This window comes from Leucobacter massiliensis (assembly GCF_002982315.1).
Taxonomy (GTDB): Bacteria; Actinomycetota; Actinomycetes; order Actinomycetales; family Microbacteriaceae; genus Leucobacter; species Leucobacter massiliensis.
In genome coordinates, this window is sequence record NZ_MWZD01000013.1 from 413,114 (window position 1) to 438,161 (window position 25,048).

Sequence of the window (25,048 nt, forward strand, 5' to 3'; positions counted from 1 at the left end):
CCTCAGGGGTGGTGATGTTCGGGTGTTCGGTCGTGGCGGATGGCCGCTACTGGTCCTCTGCCAGCAGGCGGTTGACGTATCGCGCGACGGCGCGCACGGCGGAGATGTTGCCGGCGTAGTCCATGCGGAGGGGGCCGAGCACGCCGAGCTTCGAGGCGGAGGCGCCCTCCTGCTCGTAGTTGGAGACGATCACCGAGGTGCTGGCGAGACCGTAGACCTCGTTCTCGCGGCCGATGGACGCGGCGACCTCGCGGTCGTCCTGCACGAGCTCGCCGAGCAGGCGCAGCAGGGTCACCTGCTCCTCGATCGCCTCGAGCACGGCGGGCAGGGCCACGCCGAACTCTCCCGGACGGGAGATGTTCGCCGCCCCCGCCACCGCGATCCGGTCGGTGCGGTTGGCCTGCAGCTGGCTGCGCACCACCTCGATGACCCGCGCGACCACGTCCGCCTCGTCGGCGCCGCGGCCGGCCGCCATCCGGTCCTCCAGCTCGGACACCGCCGCCACCGCCGACTCGACGTCGGCCCCGACCGCGGCGGCCGCGATCTGGTCGCGGAGTCCGTGCACCCACGCCTCCGTCACCCGCGAGGCCGGCAGCCAGGCCACCTGCTGCTCGACGACGCCGCTGCCGAGGATGAGCACGCAGAGCACCCGGTCCTCGCCGATCGCCACGAGATCGATGTGCCGGACGACCGTCCGCCGCAGCGAGGGGTACTGCGCCACCGCAACCTGGTTGGTGAGCTGCGCGAGCAGCCGGACCGTGCGTGCCATGACGTCGTCGAGGTCGCTCGACTCGCCGAGGAAGCGCTCGATCGCGGTGCGCTGCGCCGTGGTGAGGGGCCGGATCTTCGTGAGCGTGTCGACGTAGAGGCGGTAGCCCTTGTCGGTGGGCACCCGCCCGGATGAGGTGTGCGGCTGCGCGATCAGCTCGTCCTCCTCGAGCAGCGCCATGTCGTTCCGGATCGTCGCGGCCGACACGCCGAAGCTGTGCCGGTCGACGATCGCCTTCGACCCGACGGGCTCGTTCGAGGAGACGTAGTCGCTCACGATGGCGTGCAGCACCGCCAGACTCCGTTCGGAAACCATCGCTCCTCCTCTGCTCCGTTTCCTCCTTGGCACTCACGCGCCCAGAGTGCCAAGTCTAGCGCAGCGAACTCCGAGAACGCCGGTCGGTCCGGCCCGCCCGCTCACCCCAGCAGGCGGTGCACGACCGAGTCCGCGAGCAGGCGCCCGCGCAGCGTCGGGATCACGCGCGCCGCCCGGCCGGGCGCCGCGATCGCTGAGCGGCCGTCGATGAGGCCGTTCGCGATGAGCTCCGGAATCGCGCGGCGCTCCGCAGGCAGCAGTACCTCCGCCGGGAGTCCCGCCGCGATCCGGGTCTCCAGCAGGATACGCTCCTCACGTCGGGCAGCCTCACTCAGCGTCTCGCGCGCGTGCGCGGGCGAGATCCCGGCCGCGATGCGCTGCGCGTAGGCTCCCGGGTGCTTCACGTTCCACCACCGCACCCCGCCGATGTGGCTGTGAGCACCCGGCCCGGCCGCCCACCAGTCCTCGCCCGTCCAGTACGCCAGGTTGTGCCGGGAACGATGCTCCTCGCCCCGCGCCCAGTTGCTGATCTCGTACCAGTCGAAACCGGCGGCGGAGAAGCGGGCGTCCGCCAGCTCGTACATCTCCGCGTGCAGATCCTCGTCGGGCTCCGGCACCTCACCCCGGCGGATCTGCGCCGCGAGCTTCGTGCCCGGCTCCACGATCAGCGCGTAGGCTGAGACGTGATCCGGCTCCGTCGCGAGCGCCGCGTCGATGGATCGCTCCCAGTCGGCGAGACTCTCCCCCGGGGTGCCGTAGATGAGGTCGACGCTCACGTCGAGCCCCGCCTCGCGCGCCCAGCGCGTCACGAGCGGCACCCGCTCGGGCGCGTGCGTGCGATCGAGGGTGCGCAGCACGTGCGGCACCGCCGACTGCATGCCGAAGCTCACCCGCGTGAAGCCGGCCTCGGCCAGCCGGGCCAGATACGCTTCGTCGACCGAGTCGGGGTTCGCCTCGGTCGTCACCTCCGCCCCCGGCGCGAGGCCCCATTCCTCGCGCACCGTGCTCAGCAGGGCGGCGAGATCGTCCGCGGGCAGCAGCGTGGGCGTGCCGCCGCCGAAGAACACGGTCGCGACACGGCGATCGGGCAGTCCCGCGCGCCGCATCACCTCCGCGCCGAAGCGCAGTTCCCACTGCGCCTGCGCGGCATAGTCGGCCCGGCTGGTGCCGCCGAGCTCACTCGCCGTGTAGGTGTTGAAGTCGCAATAGCCGCAGCGCACCCGGCAGTACGGCACGTGGACGTAGACCCCGAAGGAACGCCCGGCGGCCCCGTCCGCGACGCTCGCCGGCAGCGAGCCGTCCGCGGGAGCCGGATCGCCCTCGGGCAGGATGCTCGGCACGGCGCTAGACCGAGCCCCGGGCTCCCGGGGCGAGCGAGGCCAGCTGATCCCGGACCGAGTCGATCGCCGCGCGCACCGCACCGCGGGCGCGCAGCCCCAGCAGGCCGTCCTTCGGGGGGAACAGGAAGCCGCGCGCGGTCGCCCACACCGTGTCGTCCTCGCGCCGCTCCACGGCGAAGAGCTGCTCGCCGACCGCCCCGTTCTCGTCGGCCGTCCCCCACGCGAAGCCGACCCGCCGCTCCTCGTCGATCGTGTAGACGATGAGCACCGAGCGGGCGTCCTGGCCCTCGGCGCGGAGCGTCGCGGTGCTGCCGGCGACCAGGTACGGTTCGCCATCCGGGCCGAAGTGCTCCTCGGGGGCGTCAGCGGCCTGCGGCGCGCCGCTCTGGTCGAAGCTCGGCCCCAGGTAGTGCGCCCCCGAGCCCCGCACCACGTCCTCGACGGCGAGCCCGGCGCCGCGCTGGGCGCCCCAGGTCATCAGCAGGTTCGAGGCGGTGAGGAAGCGCTCCTGCCCGCTGCCGAGTCGCAGCTGCTCCTCGTAGGGCGTGCTCCCCTCGGGCGGGAAACGCATGAGGTCGGGCAGCTTCGACGCGCCGACCGCAGCGTAGGCGACGGGCATGTCGACGTGCGTGCTGCGCTTGGGCGGCTCGGGAGCGCTCACTTCTTCGCCTCCTTGCCCTCGACGTCGCCCGAGAGGGCGGCGATGAAGGCCTCCTGCGGGACCTCGACGCGGCCGACCATCTTCATGCGCTTCTTGCCCTCCTTCTGCTTTTCGAGGAGCTTGCGCTTGCGGCTGATGTCGCCGCCGTAGCACTTGGCGAGCACGTCCTTGCGGATCGCGCGGATCGTCTCGCGGGCGATGACGCGGGCGCCGATCGCCGCCTGGATCGGCACCTCGAACTGCTGGCGCGGGATGAGCTTGCGCAGGCGCTCGGCCATCATCGTGCCGTAGTGGTAGGCGTTGTCGCGGTGCACGATCGCGCTGAAGGCGTCGACCTTGTCGCCCTGCAGCAGGATGTCGACCTTCACGAGATCGGCCTCCTGATCCCCCATCGGCTCGTAGTCGAGGCTCGCGTAGCCCTGCGTGCGGCTCTTCAGGTGATCGAAGAAGTCGAAGACGATCTCGCCGAGCGGCATGCTGTAGCGCAGCTCGACCCGCTCCCCGAGATACTCCATGCCGAGCAGGCTGCCGCGGCGGCTCTGACAGAGCTCCATGATCGCGCCGACGTAGTCCTTGGGAGCGAGGATCGCCGTCTTCACGACGGGCTCCCGCACGCTCGCGATCTTGCCGTCAGGGTACTCGGAGGGATTGGTGACGGTGATCTGCTTGCCGTCGTCGGTGGTGACCTCGTAGATCACGCTGGGCGCGGTCGCGATGAGGTCGAGGTCGAACTCGCGGCGCAGTCGCTCGGAGATGATCTCCAGGTGCAGCAGTCCGAGGAAGCCGCAGCGGAAGCCGAAGCCGAGTGCCACCGAGGTCTCGGGCTCGTACTGCAGCGCGGCGTCGGAGAGCTTGAGCTTGTCGAGCGCCTCGCGCAGGATCGGGTAGTCGCTGCCGTCGAGCGGGTAGAGGCCCGAGAACACCATCGGCTTCGGGTCCGTGTAGCCCGGCAGGGGCTCGCTCGCGGGACGCTGCTTGCCGGTGACCGTGTCGCCCACCTTCGACTGCCGCACGTCCTTCACCCCGGTGATGAGGTAGCCGACCTCGCCCACGGCGAGACCCTTCGTCGGCACCGGCTCCGGAGAGGAGACGCCGATCTCCAGCGCCTCGTGCTCGGCGCCGGTCGAGAGCATCTGGATCTTCTCGCGCGGGCTCAGCTTGCCGTCGACCATGCGGACGTAGGTCACCACGCCCCGGTAGGGGTCGTAGACGGAGTCGAAGATCATGGCGCGGGCGGGGGCGTCGAGCACGCCGACGGGCGCCGGGATGCGCGCGACGACGCGGTCGAGGAGCTCCTCGACGCCGGCGCCGGTCTTGCCCGAGACCTTCAGGATGTCGTCGGGGTCGCCGCCGATCAGCTCGGCGATCTCACCGGCGACGCGCTCCGGGTCCGCAGCGGGGAGATCGATCTTGTTGAGGACCGGGATGATCTCCAGGTCGTTCTCCATGGCGAGATAGAGGTTCGCGAGCGTCTGGGCCTCGATGCCCTGGGCCGCGTCGACGAGGAGGATCGCCCCCTCGCAGGCGGCGAGTGAGCGCGAGACCTCGTAGCTGAAGTCGACGTGCCCCGGCGTGTCGATCATGTTGAGGGCGAAGGCCTCGCCGTCCACGTCCCAGTGCATGCGCACGGCCTGCGACTTGATGGTGATGCCGCGCTCGCGCTCGATGTCCATGCGATCGAGGTACTGGGCGCGCATCTCCCGGTCGGGCACGGTGCCGGTGACCTGCAGCATCCGGTCGGCGAGGGTCGACTTTCCGTGGTCGATGTGCGCGATGATGCAGAAGTTGCGGATCTTCGCGGGGTCGGTCGACGCCGGCACTGGGGGGTTCACACTGCGAGGAGACATTGTCGGCAATTATCTCACAGCGGGGCGCGCGGTCCTCCCGCGGCCGCGGCCCCTGGCCGGCGCCCCTCGCGGCGCACCGCGGGCGCGTACGCGGGAACCTGGACAGGCGACCGCGCCTGGGATATGTTGTGACCCACGACATATTCACCGTGTCACACTCGCGAAGGAGCGGAACATGACCACCCCCACCCCCGAGGATCGCTTCAGCTTCGGCCTCTGGACCTTCGGCTGGCAGGCGCAGGACCAGTTCGGATCCGCGACGCGGCCGGCCGTCGACACGGTCGAGGCCGTGCACCGCCTGCGCGAGCTCGGAGTCTGGGGCATGACGCTCCACGACGACGATCTCTTCCCCTTCGGCAGCGACGAGACGGAGCGGCGTCGCGCCGTCGACCGGCTGCGCGGGGCCCTCGACGACACCGGCCTGGTGATCCCCATGATCACCACGAACCTCTTCAGCCACCCCGTCTTCAAGGACGGCGGCTTCACCTCGAACGACCGCGCGGTACGGCGCTTCGCCCTGCGGAAGGTGCTGCGCAACATCGATCTCGCCGCCGAGCTCGGCGCGCAGACATTCGTCATGTGGGGCGGCCGCGAGGGGAGCGAGTACGACGCCGCGAAGGACGTGCAGGCCGCGCTCGCCCGCTACCGGGAAGCCATCGACCTGCTCTGCGAGTACGTGATCGATCAGGGCTACGATCTCCGCTTCGCCCTGGAGCCGAAGCCCAATGAGCCGCGCGGCGACATCCTGCTGCCGACCGTCGGGCACGCCCTCGGTTTCATCGCGACGCTCGAGCACCCCGAGCTGGTGGGCGTGAACCCCGAGACCGGTCACGAGCAGATGGCAGGGCTCAACTTCACGCACGGCATCGCGCAGGCGCTCGACGCAGGCAAGCTCTTCCACATCGACCTCAACGGTCAGCGGGGGGTCAAGTTCGATCAGGATCTCGTCTTCGGTCACGGCGATCTGCAGAACGCCTTCTCGCTCGTCGACCTGCTCGAGTTCGGATCCCCCGAGGGAGGCGCCGTCTACGACGGCCCGCGCCACTTCGACTACAAGCCCTCGCGCACCGAGGACGCCACGGGCGTGTGGGAATCGGTGCGCGCGAACATGCGCATGTACCTGCTGCTCAAGGAACGAGCCGCCGCCTTCCGCGCGGATCCCGAGGTGCAGGCGGCGCTCGCCGAGGCGAAGGTCGCTCAGCTCCGCGAGACCACGCTCGACGACGGCGAGGGCTACCGCGGGCTGCTGCAGGACCGCACCGCCTTCGAGGAGTTCGACGCCGATGCCTACTTCGGCGATCGCGGATTCGGCTTCGTCCGCCTGCAGCAGCTGGCGCTCGAGCACCTGATGGGCGCCCGCTGAATGCGGGTGCCCGGCGCACCCGCGGAAGCTGAGGCGAGCTCGTGAGCGCGGACGCGGGCGCAGCGGAGGAGCTCGTCGCCGGAATCGACTCCTCGACGCAGAGCTGCAAGGTCGTGGTGTGCGAGACCGCGAGCGGGCGGATCGTGCGGCAGGGGCGGGCCCCCCACCCTCCGGGGAGCGAGGTGGACCCCGAGCACTGGTGGCGTGCCCTGCGCGAGGCCGTGGCGGCGGCCGGCGGGCTCGCCGACGTCTCGGCGGTCGCCGTCGCCGGGCAGCAGCACGGCATGGTCGCCCTCGACGAGCAGGGACGAGTCGTGCGCCCAGCGCTGCTCTGGAACGACACCCGGTCCGCGGCAGCCGCGGAGCGGCTGCGCGCGGAGTTCGGCGAAGCGGCGCTTGCCGCGCGCACGGGCCTCGTGCCCGTCGCCTCCTTCACCGTCTCGAAGCTCCGCTGGCTGCGCGACGCAGAGCCGGCCCGTGCCCGTTCCACGGCCGCGGTGGCGCTCCCCCATGACTGGCTGAGCTGGCGCCTGGCCGGCTACGGGCCCGGCCACGCGAGCCCGCGCGGACCCCGGCTCGACGCCCTGCGGACCGACCGCTCCGATGCCAGCGGCACCGGTTACTGGAGCGCATCCAGCGGCGACTACGATCGTGAGCTGCTGCGCGCCGCGCTCGGCCACGACGCGCAGCTGCCGGAGGTCGTCGGGCCGCTCGGTTTCGGCGCCACCACCGCGGGAGGGGCGGAGCACGGGATCCCGGACGGGCTTCCCATCGCCGCAGGGTCCGGTGACAACGCCGGGGCCGCGCTCGGCCTGGGCGTGACGAGCGGCGAAGCGGTGATCTCCATCGGCACGAGCGGCACCGTCTTCGGCGTCTCGGCGCAGCCCGCGAACGACCCGAGCGGGAGCGTCGCGGGGTTCGCCGACGCACGCGGGGCCTTCCTGCCCCTCGTCGCGACGCTCAACGCCGCACGCGTGCTCGACGGCATCGCAGCCCTGCTCGGCGTCGATCACGCCGAGCTGGGACGACTCGCACTGGCCTCTCCCCCGGGTGCGCGCGGGCTCGTCCTCCAGCCCTACTTCGAGGGCGAGCGGACCCCCAACCGGCCCGATGCCACGGCGACGCTCTTCGGCATGACCCTGGCCTCGACCCGGCGCGAGCATCTGGCGCGCGCGGCGATCGAGGGAATGCTGTGCGGGCTCGCCGATGGTCTCAACGCGCTGCGCCGCGCGGGGTTCAGCGCACAATCGGCGGCGCTCGTGGGCGGCGCGGCGCAGAACGCCGCCGTGCAGCGCGTGGCATCGCAGGTGTTCGACCTCCCGATCCGGATCCCCCGGCCGGCCGAGTACGTGGCGATCGGAGCGGCCCGGCAGGCGGCATCCGCCCTCCGCGGCGAGTGGCGGCACTGGCCCGTCGAGCATCTCACCCGGCTCGAGCCCGCGCACGAGCCGGTGATCCGCGAGCAGTACCGGGCGCGGTGAGCGGGAGCGGCGCTCACTCGCTGTCCGCGCGCGCCGACCGGAAACGGGCGGGGTCCGCGAAGAGGCCTTCGAAGACCCGTTCCGCGGCGCCCAGCAGCACCTCCCGGGAGCCGAGTCCGCCGCTGACGATCTCCACCCGGTCGGCGAGCAGCGTGAACGAACGCTCGGCCACGAGCCGCACCAGCTCCTCCCGGCGCGCCGCGTAGAGACTCGCCAGGAAGCCGCCGAGCACCACTCGCTCGGGCGCGAAGACGCTGATGAGCATCGAGATTCCGGCGGCGAGCCGGTCGACCTGCCGCGCGACCTCGCCGAGCACGAGCGGGTCGTCGCTCCCGGCAAGCAGCTCGCCGAGCTCCTCGTCGTCGATGGAGTCGACCCCGAGCGCTGCGACGAGCGCGTCCCGCCGCACGCAGCGCTCGAAGCACCCGTGCTGGCCGCAGAAGCAGGCCTCTCCCCCGTGATCGATGACGATGTGCCCGAACTCTGCGCCGTAACCGCGGAAACCGCGCATCTCGCGCCCGTCCACGAAGGCGCCGCCGCCGATGCCACCGCCCGAGCCGTTGAGGTAGATCATGTTGCCGACACCACTCGCCGAGCCGAACTCGCGCTCCGCCGTCGCGCCGAGTTGCGCGTCGTTCGCGATCATCGCGGAGATCCCCAGGCGGTCCCGCAGCATCTGAGCGAAGGGCACGCCGTGCCAGTCGAGGTTCGGCGCGAGGGTCACGCTGCCGGCGTCGGTGTCCACGAGGGCCGGCAGCGCGACGCCCAGGCCGATGATCCGGTGGTCCCGCCCCAGCTCGGATTCGACCTGCGACACCGCCTCGGCGATCAGCTCCACCGCGTCCTCGGGCGTGGGCTTCGCGGTCAGCGGCTTGCGCCATCGACGGTGGATGGTCCCGCCCAGGCCGACGACCCCGCCGATCAGCGCGTCCACGTCGGGATAGACGCTGATGGCCACGACCCGAGGGTTGATCGTGACGATCGGGCTCGGGCGGCCAACGCCCACCCGGGTTTCGGGCAGCGACTCCGCGACGAGATCGCGTTCGATGAGCTCTGCGACGAGCGCGGCGATGGTCGAGCGATAGAGGCCGGTGCGCCGCGTGAGCTGCGCCCGCGACTGCGCACCGTCCAGGTGGAGCGCTCGCAGCACGGCGACCAGGTTGCTGCGCCGCACGCGGTCGTTGCTGTGCTGTGGCTGCTCTGACACTGGCTGGGCCTTCCTCATCGTGAGCCCGGCTCGGCTCGCACCTATGAAGATTGCAGCCCGCCCGGCCGAGCGCAAGTCGAGGTCCCTCCCGGACACCGCCAGGACACGAATCGGAAACGACTCGCCGAGCGCGCGCTTCGACCGTTGACAGCGTCATCTCCCCCAAATAGGTTGTGAGAGACAACAAACACGGGGGTGCAGGGAAGCGCCCGATGACCGTGCGCGTTGTCCACCGCCCTTTGTTCAGAGAGGAACAACCATGAGATCACCACGCGCACTCACCGCGCTCGCGCTGATCGGCTCCGCGGCTCTCGCACTCAGCGCGTGCTCGAGCAGCCCCGCGAACGACAACGGATCCGCCGAAGGCGAGGGGGTCGAGTGCAACGTCGGCATCTCGATGCCGACCCGGAGCCTCGAACGCTGGATCAACGACGGCGAGCAGCTTCAGGCGGAGCTTCGTGACGCCGACTGCACGGCGGACCTCCAGTACGCCGACAACAAGGTCGAGCAGCAGATCTCCCAGATCCAGAACCAGATCGCCGGCGGCGCGAAGATCCTCGTCATCGCCGCGATCGACGGTGAGGCCCTGGCGCCCGTCCTCGAGGAGGCGGCATCGCAGGGCGTGGTCACGATCGCGTATGACCGCCTCATCAACGGCAGCGAGAACGTCGACTACTACGCCACCTTCGACAACTACGAGGTCGGCAAGCTGCAGGGCCAGTTCATCGCCGAGCAGCTCGATCTGGAGAACACCGACGAGACCTTCACCCTCGAACCGTTCGCCGGCAGCCCCGACGACAACAACGCCAAGTTCTTCTTCTCAGGCGCGTGGGACGTGCTCCTCCCCTACATCGAAGACGGCACCCTCGAGGTCCCCTCCGGCAAGGCGCCCGCAAGCGACGACGACTGGGCCTCCATCGGCATCCAGGGCTGGGACTCGGCGCGAGCGCAGGCGGAGATGGACAACCGGCTCTCCTCCTTCTACTCCGGCGAGGAGAAGGTCGACGTGGTGCTCTCCCCCAACGACTCGCTCGCGATCGGGATCATCGCCTCACTGAAGTCGGCCGGCTACACGCCCGGCGACGAATACCCGGTGCTCACCGGCCAGGACGCCGACAAGGCGAACGTGCGCGCGATCCTCGACGGTGAGCAGTCGATGACCGTCTGGAAGGACACCCGCACCCTCGGCGACCGGGTCTTCCAGATGATCCAGTCGATCGTCGCCGGCGAAGAACCCGAGGTCAACGACACCGAGAGCTACGACAACGGCGAGAAGGTGGTGCCCGCCTACCTGCTCGCACCCGAGGTCGTCACCGCCGAGCTCGTGCAGAGCAAGCTCGTCGACTCCGGCTTCCTCAGCGCAGGAGACGTCGGCCTCTGATCCACGGGGCGCCGGCGGGCGCGGCAGGGCCACGACGAGCCCGCCGCGGCCGCCGGCGCACCGCCCATCGACCCACCGCAGCCGCACCCGGCGCAGCCGCGCAGCCGCGCGCGCCGAGCCGGCAGCACCCTCAGGAGCAACCCGTGCCAGAACCACCCATCCTCGAAATGCGCGACATCGTCAAGGTCTTCGGCGGCGGCGTCCGCGCGCTCGATGGCGTCACCCTCTCCGTCGCGCGTGGCGAGGTCCACGCCATCTGCGGCGAGAACGGCGCCGGCAAGTCCACCCTCATGAAGGTGCTCTCCGGGGTCTACCCGCACGGCAGCTTCACGGGCGAGATCGTCTTCGACGGCGCCCCGGCGCACTACCGCGGCATCGGCGACAGCGAGCGCGACGGCATCGTCATCATCCACCAGGAGCTGGCACTCAGTCCCCATCTCTCCATCGCCGAGAACATCTTCCTCGGCAATGAGCGCGCCAGATTCGGGATCATCGACTGGAACGCCACCAACGCGGAGGCTCGGACGCTGCTGCAGCGGGTGGGCCTCGACGAGAACCCCGCCACGCCCGTCAAGCAGCTCGGCGTGGGCAAGCAGCAGCTCGTCGAGATCGCGAAGGCGCTGAGCAAGCGGGTGAGGCTCCTGATCCTGGACGAGCCGACCGCCGCCCTGAACGACCGCGACAGCGCGCATCTGCTCGGCCTCATCGAGCAGCTGCGCGAGCAGGGCATCACCTCCATCATCATCTCCCACAAGCTCAAGGAGATTCAGCGCATCGCCGACTCCGTCACCATCCTCCGCGACGGATCCAGCGTCGAGAGCTTCTCGATGTCGGACCCCGAGGCCAGCGAGTCGCGCATCATCCGCGCCATGGTCGGACGGGAGATCTCGCAGCTCTTCCCCGAGCACACCCCCGAGATCGGTCCCGAGAAGCTCCGCATCGAAGGCTGGACGGTGCGCCACCCCGTCGACCGCGAGCGCATCGTCGTCGACGGCGCATCGCTCAGCGTGCGATCCGGCGAGATCGTCGGGCTCGCCGGCCTCATGGGCGCGGGACGGACGGAGCTCGCCATGAGCGTGTTCGGCCGCAGCTACGGAACCGTGCTCGCCGGGAAGCTGTTCAAGGACGACCAGGAGATTCAGCTCGCCAGCGTCAGCGACGCGATACGCCACGGTCTCGCGTACGTCACCGAGGACCGCAAGCGCTACGGTCTCAACCTCATCGACACCATCACCGCGAACATCTCCATCGCCGGGCTGCACAGCGTCTCGAGGCGCGGCGTCGTCGACCGGGTCCGCGAGATCGGCGTCGCGAACCGCTTCCGCGAGCGCATGGGGATCAAGGCGCGCGACGTCTCCGCAGTCACGGGCAAGCTCTCCGGCGGCAACCAGCAGAAGGTCGTGCTGTCGAAGTGGCTGCACACCGGCCCCGAGATCCTGATCCTCGACGAACCCACCCGGGGCATCGACGTCGGGGCGAAGTACGAGATCTACTCCGTCATCAACGATCTCGCCGCACAGGGCAAGGCGGTGATCGTGATCTCCTCCGAGCTGCCGGAGCTGCTCGGGCTCTGCGACCGCATCTACGCGATCGCCGAGGGGCGGGTCGCCGGGGAAGTGCCCAGGGCCGACGCCACCCAGGAGTCGCTGATGTCGCTGATGACCGCAGGAAAGGACCACTAGGCGATGAACTCGCAGAACGCCGCACGGACGGCACCCCGGCTGAAGATCAGCTTCAATGTCCGCCAGTACGGGATCCTCGTGGCCCTCGTCGTCATCGTGCTGCTGTTCCAGGCACTGACGGCCGGCAGGCTGCTGATGCCCGGAAACGTCAACAACCTGATCCAGCAGAACGCCTACGTCCTGATTCTCGCGATCGGCATGGTGATGGTCATCATCGCCGGGCACATCGACCTCTCGGTCGGCTCGGTGGTCGCGATGGTGGGAGCCGTCGCCGCCATCGCCATGCAGGAGTGGGGGCTGCCGTGGTGGGTCGCGGTGCTGCTCTCACTCGCCTGCGGGGCGGTGATCGGGGCATGGCAGGGATTCTGGATCGCCTACGTGGGCATTCCGGCGTTCATCGTGACGCTCGCCGGCATGCTGCTCTTCCGGGGGCTCACCCTCGTGTTCCTCACCGGCGGCACCATCAGCGGCCTGCCCCGTCCGTTCATCGCGATCGGCTCCGGCTGGCTCCCCGGAGTGTTCGGCGGGATCCTGAACCACGATGCGCTCACGCTCATGCTGGGCCTCCTCGCCTGCGCGTTCCTCTTCGCCGAACGCTACCGGGCGCGCCGGAACCTGCGCCGGCTCGCCTTGCCTGCCGAGCCGGCAGGCCTCTACTGGGGCAAGTACATCGGCGCGGTCGTCGCCATCATGGCGCTCTGCTGGGTGCTCGCCGGCTACAACGGCACGCCGATCATCCTCGTCATCCTCGGGGTCCTCATCCTGGCCTACTCCTTCGTCCTGAACCGCACCGTGTTCGGGCGCCACATCTACGCGATCGGCGGCAACCGCTTCGCGGCGGAGATGAGCGGCGTGAACCTGCGCCGCGTCGACTTCCTCATCTTCGTGAACATGGGAGTGCTCGCAGCGGTCGCGGGCGTGGTCAGCACGGCGAGAGCCGGCGGCGCGGTGGCGTCCGCCGGTCAGAACTACGAGCTCGACGCCATCGCGGCGGCCTTCATCGGCGGGGCCGCCGTCCAGGGAGGCGTCGGCACGGTCGTGGGGGCGGTGATCGGCGGGCTCGTCATGGGAGTGCTGAACATGGGGCTGTCCATCCTCGCGGTCGACGCCGCCTGGCAGATGGCCATCAAGGGCCTCGTGCTGCTGCTCGCCGTCGCCTTCGACATCTGGAACAAGCGCCGCACCGGCGTCTGAACCGCGGCGGGGTGCCGGATTCTGCTAAGCTTGGTTCTTGGCTTGCGTGTGGTCACCACCACACATCCCGCGAGGCGCCCTCTCTCGCCGAGCGGAACAACCGTCAACCTTTACGTTTTTAAGGACACAACTCAACGTGGCAAACATCAAGTCGCAGATCAAGCGCATCAAGACCAACCGCAAGGCGACCGAGCGCAACAAGGCCTACAAGAGCGAGCTGCGCACCGTCGTGCGGGCGACCCGCGAGGCGATCGCCGCCGGCGACAAGGCCGCCGCCGAGGCGAAGCTGGCCGTTGCCGGCAAGAAGCTCGACAAGGCCGTCTCCAAGGGCGTCATCCACAAGAACCAGGCGGCGAACCGCAAGTCGAAGCTCGCCGCGAAGGTCGCCGCGCTCTGAGCGAAGAACCCGCGAGAAAAAGCCCCGCCTCGGCGGGGCTTTTTCGTTACGCTCAGGCGCCGCATCGGCGCACGTGCCCGCGCTTCCCCTAGGGAGTGCGACACCGCCGGCTCAGCGATCCCTGCCGCGACGCGCCACGAACAGCACGTATTTCTCGAGCGCGTATTCGGGGTCCCGGGTGCCGCCCTTGAGCATCCACTCCGTCTCGGCCGCGAGGTCGATGCAGCGCGCGAGGTCCTCCTCGCGCCAGCCGCGCACCTCACGCAGCGCCCGGTCCACCTGCCAGGGTGCCATGCCGAGCTCCTTGGCGAGCTGACCGCTCGATCCCCGGGCGCCGTACACGCGCGCCATGCCGCGCACCTTCATGTTGAGCGCAGCGAGGAGCGGGATCGGGTCAGTGCCGGTCGAGAGCGCCTGCCGCAGCAGCACGAGGGCGTCGGCCGCGCGGCCCGCCGTCGCGGCGTCGGCGACTTTGAAGGCATTCGTCTCGACGCGGCCCTCGGTCGCGCGGTTCACCTCGTCCTCGCTCAGGCGGGTGCCGGCGTCGGAGACCAGCTGCGCGCACGCTCCCGCGAGCTCGCCGATCCCACCCGAGTACGCGCCGACGATCATCCGCAGTGCCCCGGGAGTGATCTGCGCTCCCAGACGACGGAACTCGGCCTGCGCGAACGCGAGACGATCCTGATCCTTCTTGACCTCTGCGCAGAGCACCTCCAGGCCACCGCCCGCGCCGGAGCGGACGAGGTCGAGCAGGGCCTTGCCGCGCTGGCCGCCGGCGTGCCGGAGCACGAGCACGGTGTCGTCGGCGGGCTCGGCCACGTAGCGCTTCGCGTCTTCGAGGAAGGCGTCCGAGCACTTCTCGACCCCCTCGACGCGGATCAGCCGCGGCTCGGCGAAGAGCGAGGGGCTGGCGATGGTGAAGAGCTCGCCGGCGGTGTAGGCGGCCGCATCCACGTCGTGCACCTCGAGCTCGGCGTGAGCGTCGACCATCGCCGCCCGGATGGCCTGCATGGCCCGGTCTGCGAGAAAGGACTCGGGGCCGCTGACCAGGACCACCGGGGCGGGCTTCGCCTCGCTCCAGTCGAGCTGCGGGATCCGCTGTTTCGCGCCACGTGCTGCTGCCACCACTCCACCCTACTGGGCTTTGGCCCGCGCTCCTGGCGACGCCCGATCCCCCGTCGCGGGCGGCGGGATCCCCGCCGCGCTCCACCCACAGCCGCAGCGCTCCGGGCGCCCCTGCGACGGCGATCGATCCCAGCCGGTCCGTGCGCGCGGTCCGGGCTCCGGCGGCGGCGTAGGCGTCGAGCGTCTGGGCGGACGGGTGCCCGTAGCCGTTCCCGGCACCGACCGAGACGAGCGCCAGCTCGGCTCCGATCCGGGCGGGAAGCTCGGCGTCCTGGTCCCTGCTCCCGTGGTGCGCCACCTTCACCACCGTCGCGTCGAGGCGCTGACCGCTCGCCCGCAGGGCCCGCTGCTCGTCCTCGCCCGTGTCGGCGAGCAGCAGCACCGAGAGCTCCCCCGCCTGCGCGCGGAGCACGAGGCTCGCGGCGTTCGTGTCGGCGGGGGCGGGCGCCGCCGCGGGCGCCAGGATCTGCCAGCGCAGGCCGCCGTTCGCTCCCGCGAGCCCGCGCGCGCCGATGCGGTGCGGGATCCCGGCGGCATCGAGCCGCTGGACGAGCGGGCGAACGCCGACGCGGTCCCGGGTGGGAGGGGCGATGAGCGCGGCATCGACGGCGTCCGCGATCTCGTCCAGCGCGCCGACGTGATCGCGGTCGTCGTGGGTCAGCACGAGGAGAGCGATGCGCTGGACGCCGAAGCGGTCGAGGCACCGTCGCAGCAGCTCGGGCTCGTCGCCCGTATCGACGAGCATCACCGCATCCGGCTGCGCTCGATCGCGGAGCAGGATCGCGTCGCCCTGGCCGACGTCGCACGCCACGATCCCCCAGTCGTCCGGCATCGCGGCCGAGACGATGAGGGGCGCGAGCAGCGTGGGGCCCGCGAAGGCCCCTCCCGCAGCGCACAGCAGCACGGCGATGAGCGCGCGTCCCGCGGTGGAGCGCGGACGGCGAGCTTCCCAGGGCGACGGCCCGGCGAGGCGGTCGGCGCGAAACGGCAGCCGCAGGGCGAGCAGCGCCCACGCCGCCAGCACGGCGGCGCCGATGCCCGCGAGCAGCAGCGCGCCCGGCCACCCCTGAGGCCACGGCCACCGGGCCAGGGGCAGATCCGCGGTCACCTCGGCCGTGGCAGCGACCCAGCGGGCCGGCAGCGCTGCCAGGCCGAGCAGCGCTCCGCCCAGGGGCGCCGAGAGCGGCAGCGCCAGCAGCGCCAGCAGGCCGAGACCGGTGCCCAGCGGCGCGGCGGGCGCGGCGATCACGTTCGCGAGCACGCCGACCGCGGGGATGCCCGGTTCGAGCAGGAGCAGCAGCGGTCCGCACGCGAGCTGCGCCGCGAGCGCGACCGCGAGCGGCAGGCGCAGCCAGCGCGGCATCCGCAGCAGGCGGCCCAGGGCCCCGTCGAGCGGGGTCGCGAGCAGCAGGATGCCGGCCGTCGCCACGACCGACAGCGCGAACCCGGGCTGCAGCGCCTGCCACGGATCCGCCAGGAGCAGCACGATCACCGCGGCGCCGAGGGCGGGCAGGGCGACCGCGCGTTTGCCCCCGAAACCCGAGGCGAGCACGACCACCGCCATCACGGCGGCACGCTGCACGCTCGGATCGGGGCCGACGACGAAGACGAAGCAGGCGAGCGCTGCCGCCGCCAGTGCGAGCCGCGTCCGCCGCCCGGCGCCGAGCATCCCCGCGCCCCAGACGATCGCCCCTGTCACGAGTGCGCAGTTCGCACCCGAGACGGCGACGAGGTGCGTCAGGGAGCTCTGCCGCATCCGCTCGTCGAGCGCGCGATCGACGAGCGCGGTGTCACCGACCGCGAAGCCGGGAACGAGCGCGGCGCCCGCGACCCGAGAGGCCGCCTCCCGCAGGCCCAGGCGCAGCGCAGCTGCGGCCCGGGCGGCCCGGGACGGAAGCCCGGCCGGCCCCTTCGCCGGGGGCGCGATGCTCGCCGAGCTCACGCGCACTCCGTATGCCGCGGACGACCCCGCCTCCAGCTGGACGAGCCGACCGCGCACGAACGCACGGTTTCCCGGCCCCCAGCCGACGGCGTCCCCCGCTGCGTCGGCGAAGCCCATCACGCTCGCAGCAGAGTCCCCGCCGAGCCAGAGCACGAGCGGGACGGAGCCGCCGCCGCTGCCGGCCGTCTCTGCCGCAACCCAGGCGCTCGGCGGTTCTTCCCCGGTCACCGCCCTCGGGAACCCGCCCAGGAGCACGTCGAGCTGCACTTCGCTCCGAGACTCGGCCGCGTGCGCGAGCAGCGGCTCGGCGCGTGCGCGCTCACCCCGTTCGATCCCGATTCCGAGGAGCACCAGCACTGCGCAGCACACGGCGAGGAACGGAAGGACGCGCCGCGCGAGGCTGCGGAGGCGAGAGACTCGCGTCGTCGCCCCGACGAGCAGCGCGAGCGCGAGGCTCGCCGCGCCCGCGGCGATCACGCGCCCGGCGCCGGGGTGCGCCACGGCGAAGGCCGCAGCCGCCCAGGCGAGCAGAGCCGGGAGCAGCAGGCGCCACGCGCCCGGCGGTGAACGGAGGCGCGCGAGGTCGTGGAGGCTCACACCGTGACCTGCCCGGCCAGCCCCTCGAAGGTCTTCGCCCCGATGCCGGACACCTCCATCAGCTGCTCGACGGAGGCGAAGCCGCCGTTCGCCTCGCGCCAGTCGATGATGCGCTGCGCGAGCGCCGGGCCCACGCGGGGCAGCGTTTCGAGCGTGGCCGCGTCAGCGGCGTTCAGATCGACGAGCCCTCCCGCCACGCCACCGGCAGCGCTCCCCACCGCCGACGGCGCCCCCGCAGCCGCGCCCGCACCCCCAGCCGCGCCCGCGCCCGCAGCAATCTGTTCCGCGTTCGGGACGAGCAGCTGCTCGCCGTCCACGAGCACGCGGGCGAGGTTCACCGCGGAGAGGACTGCCGCATCGGATGCTCCGCCGGCCGCCTCGATGGCGTCCGCGACGCGCGAGCCGGCCGGCAGCTCGACCACCCCCGGAAGGCTCACCTCGCCGACGACGTGCACGAGCAGCTCGCCGCCGCCCGCGGCCCCGTCGGCGGTCGGTCCCCCACTCGGATCCGCGTCCTGCTCCGCCGCGGGTGCGCCCTCCGTCTCCAGCATCGCCGGTTCGCCGCCCTCGGACGCCCCGACGGGCATCGCCGTCAGAGCCTCGGCGGCCTCGGCCGCCGGCCGCAGCTGCACCACGGTGAGCACCACGGCGATCACCACCGCGATGACCAGCGCTGCGGCGCCCGCCGCGAACGGCACGGTAACGGCTCGCGCGAGGAGGCGGCCGGCGGGCATCCGCGGGCGGGCTTCGAGCGCGCGAGGGGGCCCGCCCTGTCCGCTCGGCCCGTTCACGGCTGGTCGTTCATGCCAGCTCAGGCGGTCCAGCACCGCTTCCCTTTAAAAATCCGAACCTGCCGGCGGTATGCAAGGGGGGTGGTTTCGTGGTAGCGGTGTTTATTTAAAAAAAAAAGTAGCAAGTTTGATTCTAGGTCGTGTGCGTGATCGTACTAAGCGTAATGATTACTGTATGCGTGTAGTAAGATAAAAAAGTCTAAAGTATTCAAGAATCATGCTTTAGATCATAGGCAGCGTCAGATGTGTATAAGATACACACGCGTCGGCAGAGTTGTATGTGTGTAAGAGGAGGAGGCGGGGATCGGGGGTGGGATCGGGGAACGATGGCGGCGTGCGTGCTGCGCCGGGGAGCGTGTCGTCGAGGTCCATGTGGACACGCTACGCACCGCCGGGCGTCCCGGGGAGCCGTTCCCCCCGGATTGTGGAGGGATCGGCCCGAACGGAGCGTTCTCCCGGCTGGGGACGAAGCACCGCGCGCGAGCCGGAGCACCCCGGCCCGCCGCCCGGATCGCCCCCGACCGCCGCCCGGCGACCACGCTCAGCGCGTGACGATGCTCACGATCTTCGGCACTCGGACCACCACGTTCACGATCTCGCGCTCGCCGATCGAGCGCTGCACGGCCGCAGAGGCGCGCGCCGCGGCCTCGGCGTCCTCCGCGCTGACCGAGGCGGGCAGCGTCAGGCGATCCCGGACCTTGCCGTCCACCTGCACCACCATCGTCACCTCGTCCTCGACGAGCAGCGAGGGATCCGCCTCCGGCCACACCGCGAGGGCGACCGTCGGCTCGTGGCCGAGCTTCGCCCACATGTCCTCGGCCGTGTAGGGCGCGAACAGCGACAGGATCATGGCGATCGTCTCGGCCGATTCGCGCACCGCCGGGTCCGCGGCACCGCAGCCCGCGTCGATCGCCTTGCGGGTCACGTTCACCTGATCCATCAGGCGCGCGACGACCACGTTGAACTTGTACGCCTCGATGAGCCCCGGCACATCGGCGAGGAGCTGGTGGGTGTGCTTGCGCAGCCCCGCGTCACCGCCCGCGAACGAGACCCCGGGCTCGCTCGCCACATCGCCCGCGACGCGCCAGGCGCGCGCCAGGAACTTCGCCGAGCCCTGCACCGAGACGTCGGCCCAGTCGATGTCGTCCTCCGGGGGGCCCGCGAAGGCGAGCGTCACGCGCAGCGCGTCGGCGCCGTGCGCCCGCAGCTCGGAGGCGAACTCGACGAGGTTGCCCTTCGACTTCGACATCTTCGCGCCGTCCTGCAGCACCATGCCCTGGTTGAGCAGCGCGGTGAAGGGCTCCTCGAAGTCGAGGTAGCCGAGATCGTGCAGCACCTTGGTGATGAAGCGCGAGTAGAGCAGGTGCAGGATCGCGTGCTCCACGCCGCCCGCGTACTGGTCGATCGGTCCCCACTGCTTCGCGAGCTCGGGGTCGAAGGCCTGGGTGTCGTCCGTGGCGGAGAGGAAGCGCAGGTAGTACCAGGAGCTGTCGACGAAGGTGTCCATGGTGTCCGGGTCCCGCGTCCACTCCTCGCCCGTGGCGGGATCGACGACCGTGGCCCACTCCGTCGCGGCGCCCAGCGGCGAGGAGCCCTTCGGCTTGAGGTCGAGGCCCTCCGAGGCGGGGAGCTCGACGGGCAGCGCGTCCTCCGAGACCGCCTGCATGGCACCGTCGGGGCCGTGCAGGATCGGAATCGGCGTGCCCCAGTAGCGCTGGCGCGAGATCAGCCAGTCGCGCAGGCGGTACGTGGTGGCCGCTCGTCCGGTGCCGCGCTCCTCGAGGATCTCGATGGCGCGCGGGATCGCCTCGGCCTTGCTGAGCCCATCCAGCTCGCCCGAGTTGACGAGCACGCCGTCTCCCGCGGTCGCGACGCCGCTCTCGCCGGGGTGCGGCAGCGCTTCGCCATCAGCGTCGCGCACCTCGACCACGACGCGCACGGGCAGCTCGAAGCGGAGCGCGAAGTCGAGATCGCGCTGGTCGTGCGCGGGAACGGCCATGATCGCGCCGTGCCCGTAATCGGCGAGCACGTAGTCGGAAGCCCACACGGGGATCCGCTCGCCGTTGACCGGGTTCACCGCGAAGTGGTCGAGGAAGACTCCGGTCTTCTCCCGGTCCGCGTTCTGCCGCTCGATCTCACTCTGCTTCTGGGTCTGCTCCAGGTACGCCTGGAACTGTGCCCGCACCTCGGGCGAGGCTCCGGCGGCCAGCTCTGCCGCCAGATCCGAATCGGGGGCGACGACCATGAACGTCGCGCCGTGCAGGGTGTCGGGCCGGGTCGTGAACACGGGGACGCGGGCCTCGCGCCCCTCGATCTCGAACTCGACCTCGGCACCCCGCGAGCGGCCGATCCAGTTGCGCTGCATGTTGAGCACCTTCGCCGGCCACTTGCCCTCGAGCGCGTCGAGGTCGTCGAGCAGGCGATCCGCATAGTCGGTGATGCGGAAGTACCACTGGGTCAGCTTCTTCTTCACGACCATCGCGCCGGAGCGCTCCGAGGTGCCGTCGGGCAGCACCTGCTCGTTGGCCAGCACGGTCTGGTCCACCGGATCCCAGTTCACCCAGCTCGCCTTGCGGTAGGCCAGGCCCTTCTCGTAGAGCTTGAGGAAGAGCCACTGGTTCCAGCGGTAGTACTCGGGGTCGCTCGTGTGCAGCACCCGGCTCCAGTCGAAGGACGGGGCGTAGACGCGGAACGACGCCTTCTGCTGCGCGATGTTCGCGTAGGTCCACTCACGGGGATCCACGCCCCGCTTGATCGCGGCGTTCTCGGCGGGCAGACCGAAGGAGTCCCAGCCGATCGGGTGCAGCACGTCGTAGCCGCGTCCCCGCCAGTAGCGCGCGAGCACGTCACCGAAGCAGAACGCCTCGGCGTGCCCCATGTGCAGATCGCCGGAGGGGTACGGGAACATGTCGAGCACGTACTTGCGCGGCCGCCCCGAGGGCTCCGCACCCACTTCGAAGGGCTTCAGCTCCTCCCAGACCGGAAGCCAGCGATCCTGGATCGCCTGGAAGTCGTAGCCCTCCGGCTCACTGGCCCGTACCGGCTGCTCGCTCACGCCCACCTCGTTCTCGCTCGGGATCGCCCGCTCTCCCGGGCACGCACCCGACCAGAATACCGCCTCATGCGCGCGGAGCCCGCCACGCCGCGGCCCGTCGCGCGCCTCCGCACCGCGCCGCCGCTCAGCCGTCGGCGATCCCGAGCCCGCGCAGCAGCGCCGCCGCCTTCAGGTGCTTCTCGGCCACCTCGCTCGCTGCTCGCGAGTCCGCCGTGATCCCGCCGCCGGCACCGATCAGCACGCGCGAGCCGCGCAGCTCCACTCCGCGGATCGTCATGGCCAGCTCGGCATCGCCGCAGCGTCCGATCCATCCGAAGCAGCCGGAGTACAGGCCACGCGGGCCCGCCTCCAGCTCCGACAGGATCTCGACCGCGCGACGCTTCGGCGCTCCCGTCATCGAGCCGCCAGGAAAGCACGCCTCGACGGCGTCGAAGACGTCCGCGTCCGCCCGCAGCGTCCCCGAAACGGTGCTCACCAGCTGGTGCACGTGCGCGTGCGTCTCCACGCGGAGGAAGCCCTCGACCGACACCGATCCGGGCTCGCACACCCGGCTCAGATCATTGCGCATGAGGTCCACGATCATCAGGTTCTCCGCGCGCTCTTTCGGGTCGCCGGCGAGCTCAGCGGCGAGCGCGCGGTCCTCGGCGGGCGTCGTCCCGCGGGATCGCGTGCCCTTGATGGGGTGGGTGGCGATCCGCCGCCCGCGCAGCGACAGGAAGCGCTCCGGGCTCGCGCTGACGAGCGCCCGCTCCCCGGCCACGATGAGGCCGCCCCTCGTCGCGGCGCCCGCTGACCGCAGCCGCTCGTACAGGGCGAGAGGATCGAACGCCCCCTCGGCTTCGGCGGTGTCGGTGAGGCACAGCACGTAGGCCTCGCCGTCGCGGATGGCCGCGCGACAGGCCTCCACCTCCGCGGCGTAGGCCGCGTCGCTGCGCCGCCAGCGGGCCACGGGGCGCCCGAGGTCGGAGGATCCGGGGCCGGGGGCTCCGGGATCGCGGGGTCCGGAGGCCGAGGATCCGGGATCCCGGACCGCTCGAGCTGCCGAGGGCCCGCCGATCGCGCCCCCGAGTGCCCCAGCCAGACGTCGCGCGGCGGCCTCCTCGCCCCGCAGCTCGGCGGTGCCGCGCTCGTGGTCCACGGCCAGCACGGCCCCGAGGCGCAGCGCGAGGGCAGGGCTGGCGTCGTCGGCCGCGGGATCGAGGCCGAGCAGCGCGACGCCGAACTCGTAGCCCAGGGCGACCACCCAGCCTCCGTCGAAACCGACCGGGCCGTGCACTGTGCCGGGGCCGCCCGGCGCTCCGTGGCCCTCGCCGGCCGCCGGACGCAGATCCGCGAGGAACTCCCGTTCACGCCCGCGCTCCGCGGTTCGCACCTCGCTCGCGATGCCGAGGTAGCTCACGCGGGATGGCCCCTCGGCGCCCGCCCGGGCCGGGGCGCCGGCGCCGTCGAGCCAGCACCAGGCGACGCCGCTCGCGGCGAGCGCACGCGCCGCGGCGAGCGCGTCGACGGCTTCGAGCCCGCTCCCACTCACGGGACCACTGTAGCGGCCTCGCGGTGTCGCCCGTCCTCGCCGTCTCCCCCGCTCCCGCTCCGGGTCTCGCCCGCTCCGGTGCGCCCGCTCCGGTGCGCCCGCTCCGGTGAGGACTCGCCGGGGCGCGTAGGGTGGGGAGCGTGACCGTCGACTCTCCCGAGCTGCTCGCAGCGGATTCGTTCCGGGTGCGGCTGAACCCGGTGAGCGGGGCACCCGAGGTGAGGGGATTCCGCCGGCACCTGGCCAGGTTCGGGGCGGCGGCGCGGGAGGCGCTCGACGAGTCCGCGCCCGCCGAGGGGGCGGCGCGGAAGCGCCTTGAGGCGTTCCTGACCGAGGCCCCGGAGCGGATCGCGGATTACGGGCCCGGATTCCCCCGCCTGGAGCTGTGGGCCGGCACGGAGGGCGGCGAGCCGCGCGCGGGGCTCTCGCTGCGGCCGCTGCCCGAGCTCCGGGACGACTTGCGGATGCGCACCGTGGCGGGCACGCGGCTGGTCCACCCGGAGCGCAAGGGCCCGAACCTCTCTCGGCTCACGACACTGAACCGCGAACTCGGGGCCGAGGCCCTGCTGCTCGACGGCGCCGGCCACGCGGTCGAGGGCGCTACGACGAGCCTCGCGTGGTGGGAGGGGGAACGCCTGTGGACCGCTGACAGCGTGGCGCGGGTCGCCTCGGTGACGGAGGCGCTGCTGCTCGGGATCGCGGCCGAGCACGGAGTGACGGCCTCCCGGGGGCTGCGCCCGCCCGCGGTGCTCGCACGCTGCGAGGTATGGTCGGTGAACGCGCTGCACGGCATCCGGCTCGTCACGCACATCGACGGCGTCGCACTCCCCGCTCCGGAGCTCCTGCGCCTGCGGCGTTTCCGTGCCGCCCTCGATCGCTGCTGGGAGCCGGTGCCGGGCGCTTCGTGACGCGCGCTCTGCACGGATCCAGGGGCCGCCGCCGGGCTCCCTGGACGGGGCGGCGGCCGGCGCCGTGTCGCGCCTGCGCCGCAGAAGCGATAATGTGATATCACTTTAATATCGCTTCCCACCAGAGAGGACCGCCCCATGAACACCGAACCGCAGTCGTCGTCCCCGCCCGAGAGCGTCGCCACCGAGCCGGTGGGCCACGACGGAGTCCGCGTCGACATCGCGGAGCGGCCCGCGTGGCACAAGGGCAGCGCCGCCGGGATCACCGCCTTCGTGCTCGGTGTCCTCGCCGTCCCCGGAGGGATCGCGATCGCGATCCTCGGCGGCGTGCAGCTCGACGCCGGCCACGCAGTGGGCGGAGCGGTTCTCGCGCTCGGGATCCTCCTCGTCATCGCGGCGGCCCTCGTCTTCACCATGTTCACGATCGTGGCGCCGGGCCAGACCTCCGTCCGGCAGTTCTTCGGACGCTACGTCGGCACCGTGCGGCGCGACGGCATCAGCTTCGTCGCCCCGTTCACGACCGGCCGCAAGGTGTCGGTGAGGGTGCACAACTTCGAGACGAACGAACTCAAGGTCAACGATTCCGACGGCAACCCGATCCACATCGCGGCGATCGTGGTGTGGCAGGTTGCCGACACCGCGAAGGCCGTCTTCGCCGTCGAGGACTACAGCGAGTTCATCGAAACCCAGGCCGAGGCGGCCCTGCGCCACGTCGCCACCACGCACCCCTACGACGAGCCGGGCCCGGGCGAGCAGTCGCTGCGCGGGAGCACCGACGTGGTCTCGGCGGAGCTCGCCGAGGAGGTCGCGGCACGGGTCGCGATCGCCGGCCTCGAGGTGGTCGAGGTGCGGATCTCCTCGCTCGCCTACGCTCCTGAGATCGCCCAGGCGATGCTGCAGCGGCAGCAGGCGAGCGCGATCATCGCCGCGCGCGAGAAGATCGTGGAGGGCGCCGTCACCATGGTGGAGCAGGCGCTCGACCGCCTCGAGAACGAGGACATCGTGAGCCTCGACGACGAGCGCCGCGCGCAGATGGTCTCGAATCTGCTGCTCGTGCTCACGAGCGAGCAGCGGGTGACACCGGTCATCAACACCGGATCCCTGTACAGCTAGAGCGAGATCATGACCGAGCCGAACGAGGACGCGCCGAGGCGGGCCGCAGCGCGCAAGCAGCTGCTGCTCCGCCTCGACCCGGCCGTGCACGAGGCCGTCGCCAAGTGGGCGGCGGACGATCTGCGCTCGGTCAACGCCCAGATCGAGATGCTGCTCCGCCGCGCGCTCGCGGACGCCGGACGGACCCCCACCTCGCTCGCGCCCCCGCGTCGCCGCGGCCGTCCGCCCGCCTGAGCCCTCGCCCCCCTCCCGCTCCCCCGTCCCCCGGAATCCGGCCCGGTTTGCCCGGGCCGGGCCCCGCTCCGCTCGGGCAAGCCGGGCCGGATTCTGTGGCTGGCGGTCAGGCGGG

At 71.5% G+C, this 25,048-nt stretch carries 18 protein-coding genes and 1 pseudogene; 9 read left to right on the forward strand and 10 right to left on the reverse strand.

The features are described 5' to 3' along the window. Nucleotides 1-46: 46 nt before the first annotated feature. From hrcA to lepA, 4 genes are all read right to left on the reverse strand, one after another. On the reverse strand, nucleotides 47-1,084 hold the full coding sequence (gene hrcA / locus B4915_RS04125) for a heat-inducible transcriptional repressor HrcA (RefSeq protein WP_105804551.1): 1,038 nt from the start codon (nucleotides 1,082-1,084) through the stop codon (nucleotides 47-49). A 101-nt stretch (nucleotides 1,085-1,185) separates the two neighbouring features. Then, nucleotides 1,186-2,424 (reverse strand): radical SAM family heme chaperone HemW, encoded by a 1,239-nt coding sequence (hemW, locus tag B4915_RS04130; RefSeq protein WP_105804552.1) that lies wholly within the window; start codon nucleotides 2,422-2,424, stop codon nucleotides 1,186-1,188. 4 nt (nucleotides 2,425-2,428) lie between these two features. After that, a complete protein-coding gene (locus tag B4915_RS04135; protein ID WP_105804553.1) occupies nucleotides 2,429-3,085 on the reverse strand; it encodes a DUF1990 domain-containing protein in 657 nt (218 codons plus the stop codon). Further along, the gene (gene lepA, locus B4915_RS04140) at nucleotides 3,082-4,932 is read right to left on the reverse strand and encodes a translation elongation factor 4 (RefSeq protein ID WP_105804554.1); all 1,851 of its coding nucleotides are present in this window, start codon (nucleotides 4,930-4,932) and stop codon (nucleotides 3,082-3,084) included. Before lepA ends, B4915_RS04135 begins: the two co-directional genes overlap by 4 nt. A gap of 175 nt (nucleotides 4,933-5,107) precedes the next feature. Between lepA and xylA the strand changes: the two genes are divergently transcribed. After that, entirely contained in the window at nucleotides 5,108-6,295 is a 1,188-nt protein-coding gene (xylA, locus tag B4915_RS04145; protein ID WP_105804555.1) for a xylose isomerase, read from the forward strand. 41 nt (nucleotides 6,296-6,336) lie between these two features. Beyond that, complete coding sequence (xylB, locus tag B4915_RS04150) at nucleotides 6,337-7,776, forward strand: xylulokinase (RefSeq protein WP_105804556.1); 1,440 nt, start codon at nucleotides 6,337-6,339, stop codon at nucleotides 7,774-7,776. Between the two features lie 13 nt (nucleotides 7,777-7,789). Here the strand turns inward: xylB and B4915_RS04155 are convergent, their stop codons facing one another. Next, nucleotides 7,790-8,983, reverse strand: coding sequence for an ROK family protein (locus B4915_RS04155; protein WP_181158451.1), 1,194 nt, complete (start codon nucleotides 8,981-8,983; stop codon nucleotides 7,790-7,792). Nucleotides 8,984-9,242: 259 nt separating this feature from the next. Between B4915_RS04155 and chvE the strand changes: the two genes are divergently transcribed. From chvE to rpsT, 4 genes are all read left to right on the forward strand, one after another. After that, on the forward strand, nucleotides 9,243-10,364 hold the full coding sequence (gene chvE, locus B4915_RS04160; RefSeq protein WP_105804558.1) for a multiple monosaccharide ABC transporter substrate-binding protein: 1,122 nt from the start codon (nucleotides 9,243-9,245) through the stop codon (nucleotides 10,362-10,364). A gap of 167 nt (nucleotides 10,365-10,531) precedes the next feature. Beyond that, on the forward strand, nucleotides 10,532-12,046 hold the full coding sequence (gene mmsA / locus B4915_RS04165) for a multiple monosaccharide ABC transporter ATP-binding protein (protein WP_105804559.1): 1,515 nt from the start codon (nucleotides 10,532-10,534) through the stop codon (nucleotides 12,044-12,046). 3 nt (nucleotides 12,047-12,049) lie between these two features. Continuing rightward, a complete protein-coding gene (gene mmsB, locus B4915_RS04170) occupies nucleotides 12,050-13,240 on the forward strand; it encodes a multiple monosaccharide ABC transporter permease (RefSeq protein WP_105804560.1) in 1,191 nt (396 codons plus the stop codon). A 136-nt stretch (nucleotides 13,241-13,376) separates the two neighbouring features. Continuing rightward, complete coding sequence (gene rpsT, locus B4915_RS04175) at nucleotides 13,377-13,637, forward strand: 30S ribosomal protein S20 (RefSeq protein WP_105804561.1); 261 nt, start codon at nucleotides 13,377-13,379, stop codon at nucleotides 13,635-13,637. Nucleotides 13,638-13,748: 111 nt separating this feature from the next. Here the strand turns inward: rpsT and holA are convergent, their stop codons facing one another. The 5 genes and pseudogenes from holA to B4915_RS04200 form a co-directional block, all read right to left on the reverse strand. Then, nucleotides 13,749-14,762, reverse strand: a complete 1,014-nt coding sequence (gene holA / locus B4915_RS04180; RefSeq protein ID WP_105804602.1) for a DNA polymerase III subunit delta — start codon at nucleotides 14,760-14,762, stop codon at nucleotides 13,749-13,751. A gap of 595 nt (nucleotides 14,763-15,357) precedes the next feature. Then, nucleotides 15,358-16,821 (reverse strand): annotated as a pseudogene (locus tag B4915_RS14880) (ComEC/Rec2 family competence protein); the annotation flags it as partial. Nucleotides 16,822-17,297: 476 nt separating this feature from the next. After that, nucleotides 17,298-17,999 carry a ComEA family DNA-binding protein gene (locus B4915_RS04190; RefSeq protein ID WP_245907328.1) on the reverse strand — a complete coding sequence of 234 codons (702 nt, stop codon included), beginning with the start codon at nucleotides 17,997-17,999 and terminating at the stop codon, nucleotides 17,298-17,300. Between the two features lie 634 nt (nucleotides 18,000-18,633). Beyond that, nucleotides 18,634-21,147 carry a leucine--tRNA ligase gene (leuS, locus tag B4915_RS04195; RefSeq protein WP_105804562.1) on the reverse strand — a complete coding sequence of 838 codons (2,514 nt, stop codon included), beginning with the start codon at nucleotides 21,145-21,147 and terminating at the stop codon, nucleotides 18,634-18,636. A gap of 124 nt (nucleotides 21,148-21,271) precedes the next feature. Continuing rightward, on the reverse strand, nucleotides 21,272-22,678 hold the full coding sequence (locus B4915_RS04200) for an anthranilate synthase component I family protein (RefSeq protein WP_105804563.1): 1,407 nt from the start codon (nucleotides 22,676-22,678) through the stop codon (nucleotides 21,272-21,274). Nucleotides 22,679-22,818: 140 nt separating this feature from the next. Here B4915_RS04200 and B4915_RS04205 point away from each other — a divergent pair, with 140 nt between their 5' ends. From B4915_RS04205 to B4915_RS04215, 3 genes are all read left to right on the forward strand, one after another. Next, nucleotides 22,819-23,586: an aminotransferase class IV gene (locus B4915_RS04205; protein WP_181158452.1), complete on the forward strand. Its 768-nt coding sequence runs from the start codon at nucleotides 22,819-22,821 to the stop codon at nucleotides 23,584-23,586. 138 nt (nucleotides 23,587-23,724) lie between these two features. Next, nucleotides 23,725-24,699: an SPFH domain-containing protein gene (locus B4915_RS04210; protein ID WP_105804565.1), complete on the forward strand. Its 975-nt coding sequence runs from the start codon at nucleotides 23,725-23,727 to the stop codon at nucleotides 24,697-24,699. A gap of 9 nt (nucleotides 24,700-24,708) precedes the next feature. Continuing rightward, entirely contained in the window at nucleotides 24,709-24,933 is a 225-nt protein-coding gene (locus B4915_RS04215; RefSeq protein WP_105804566.1) for a type II toxin-antitoxin system antitoxin, read from the forward strand. Nucleotides 24,934-25,048 lie beyond the last annotated feature (115 nt).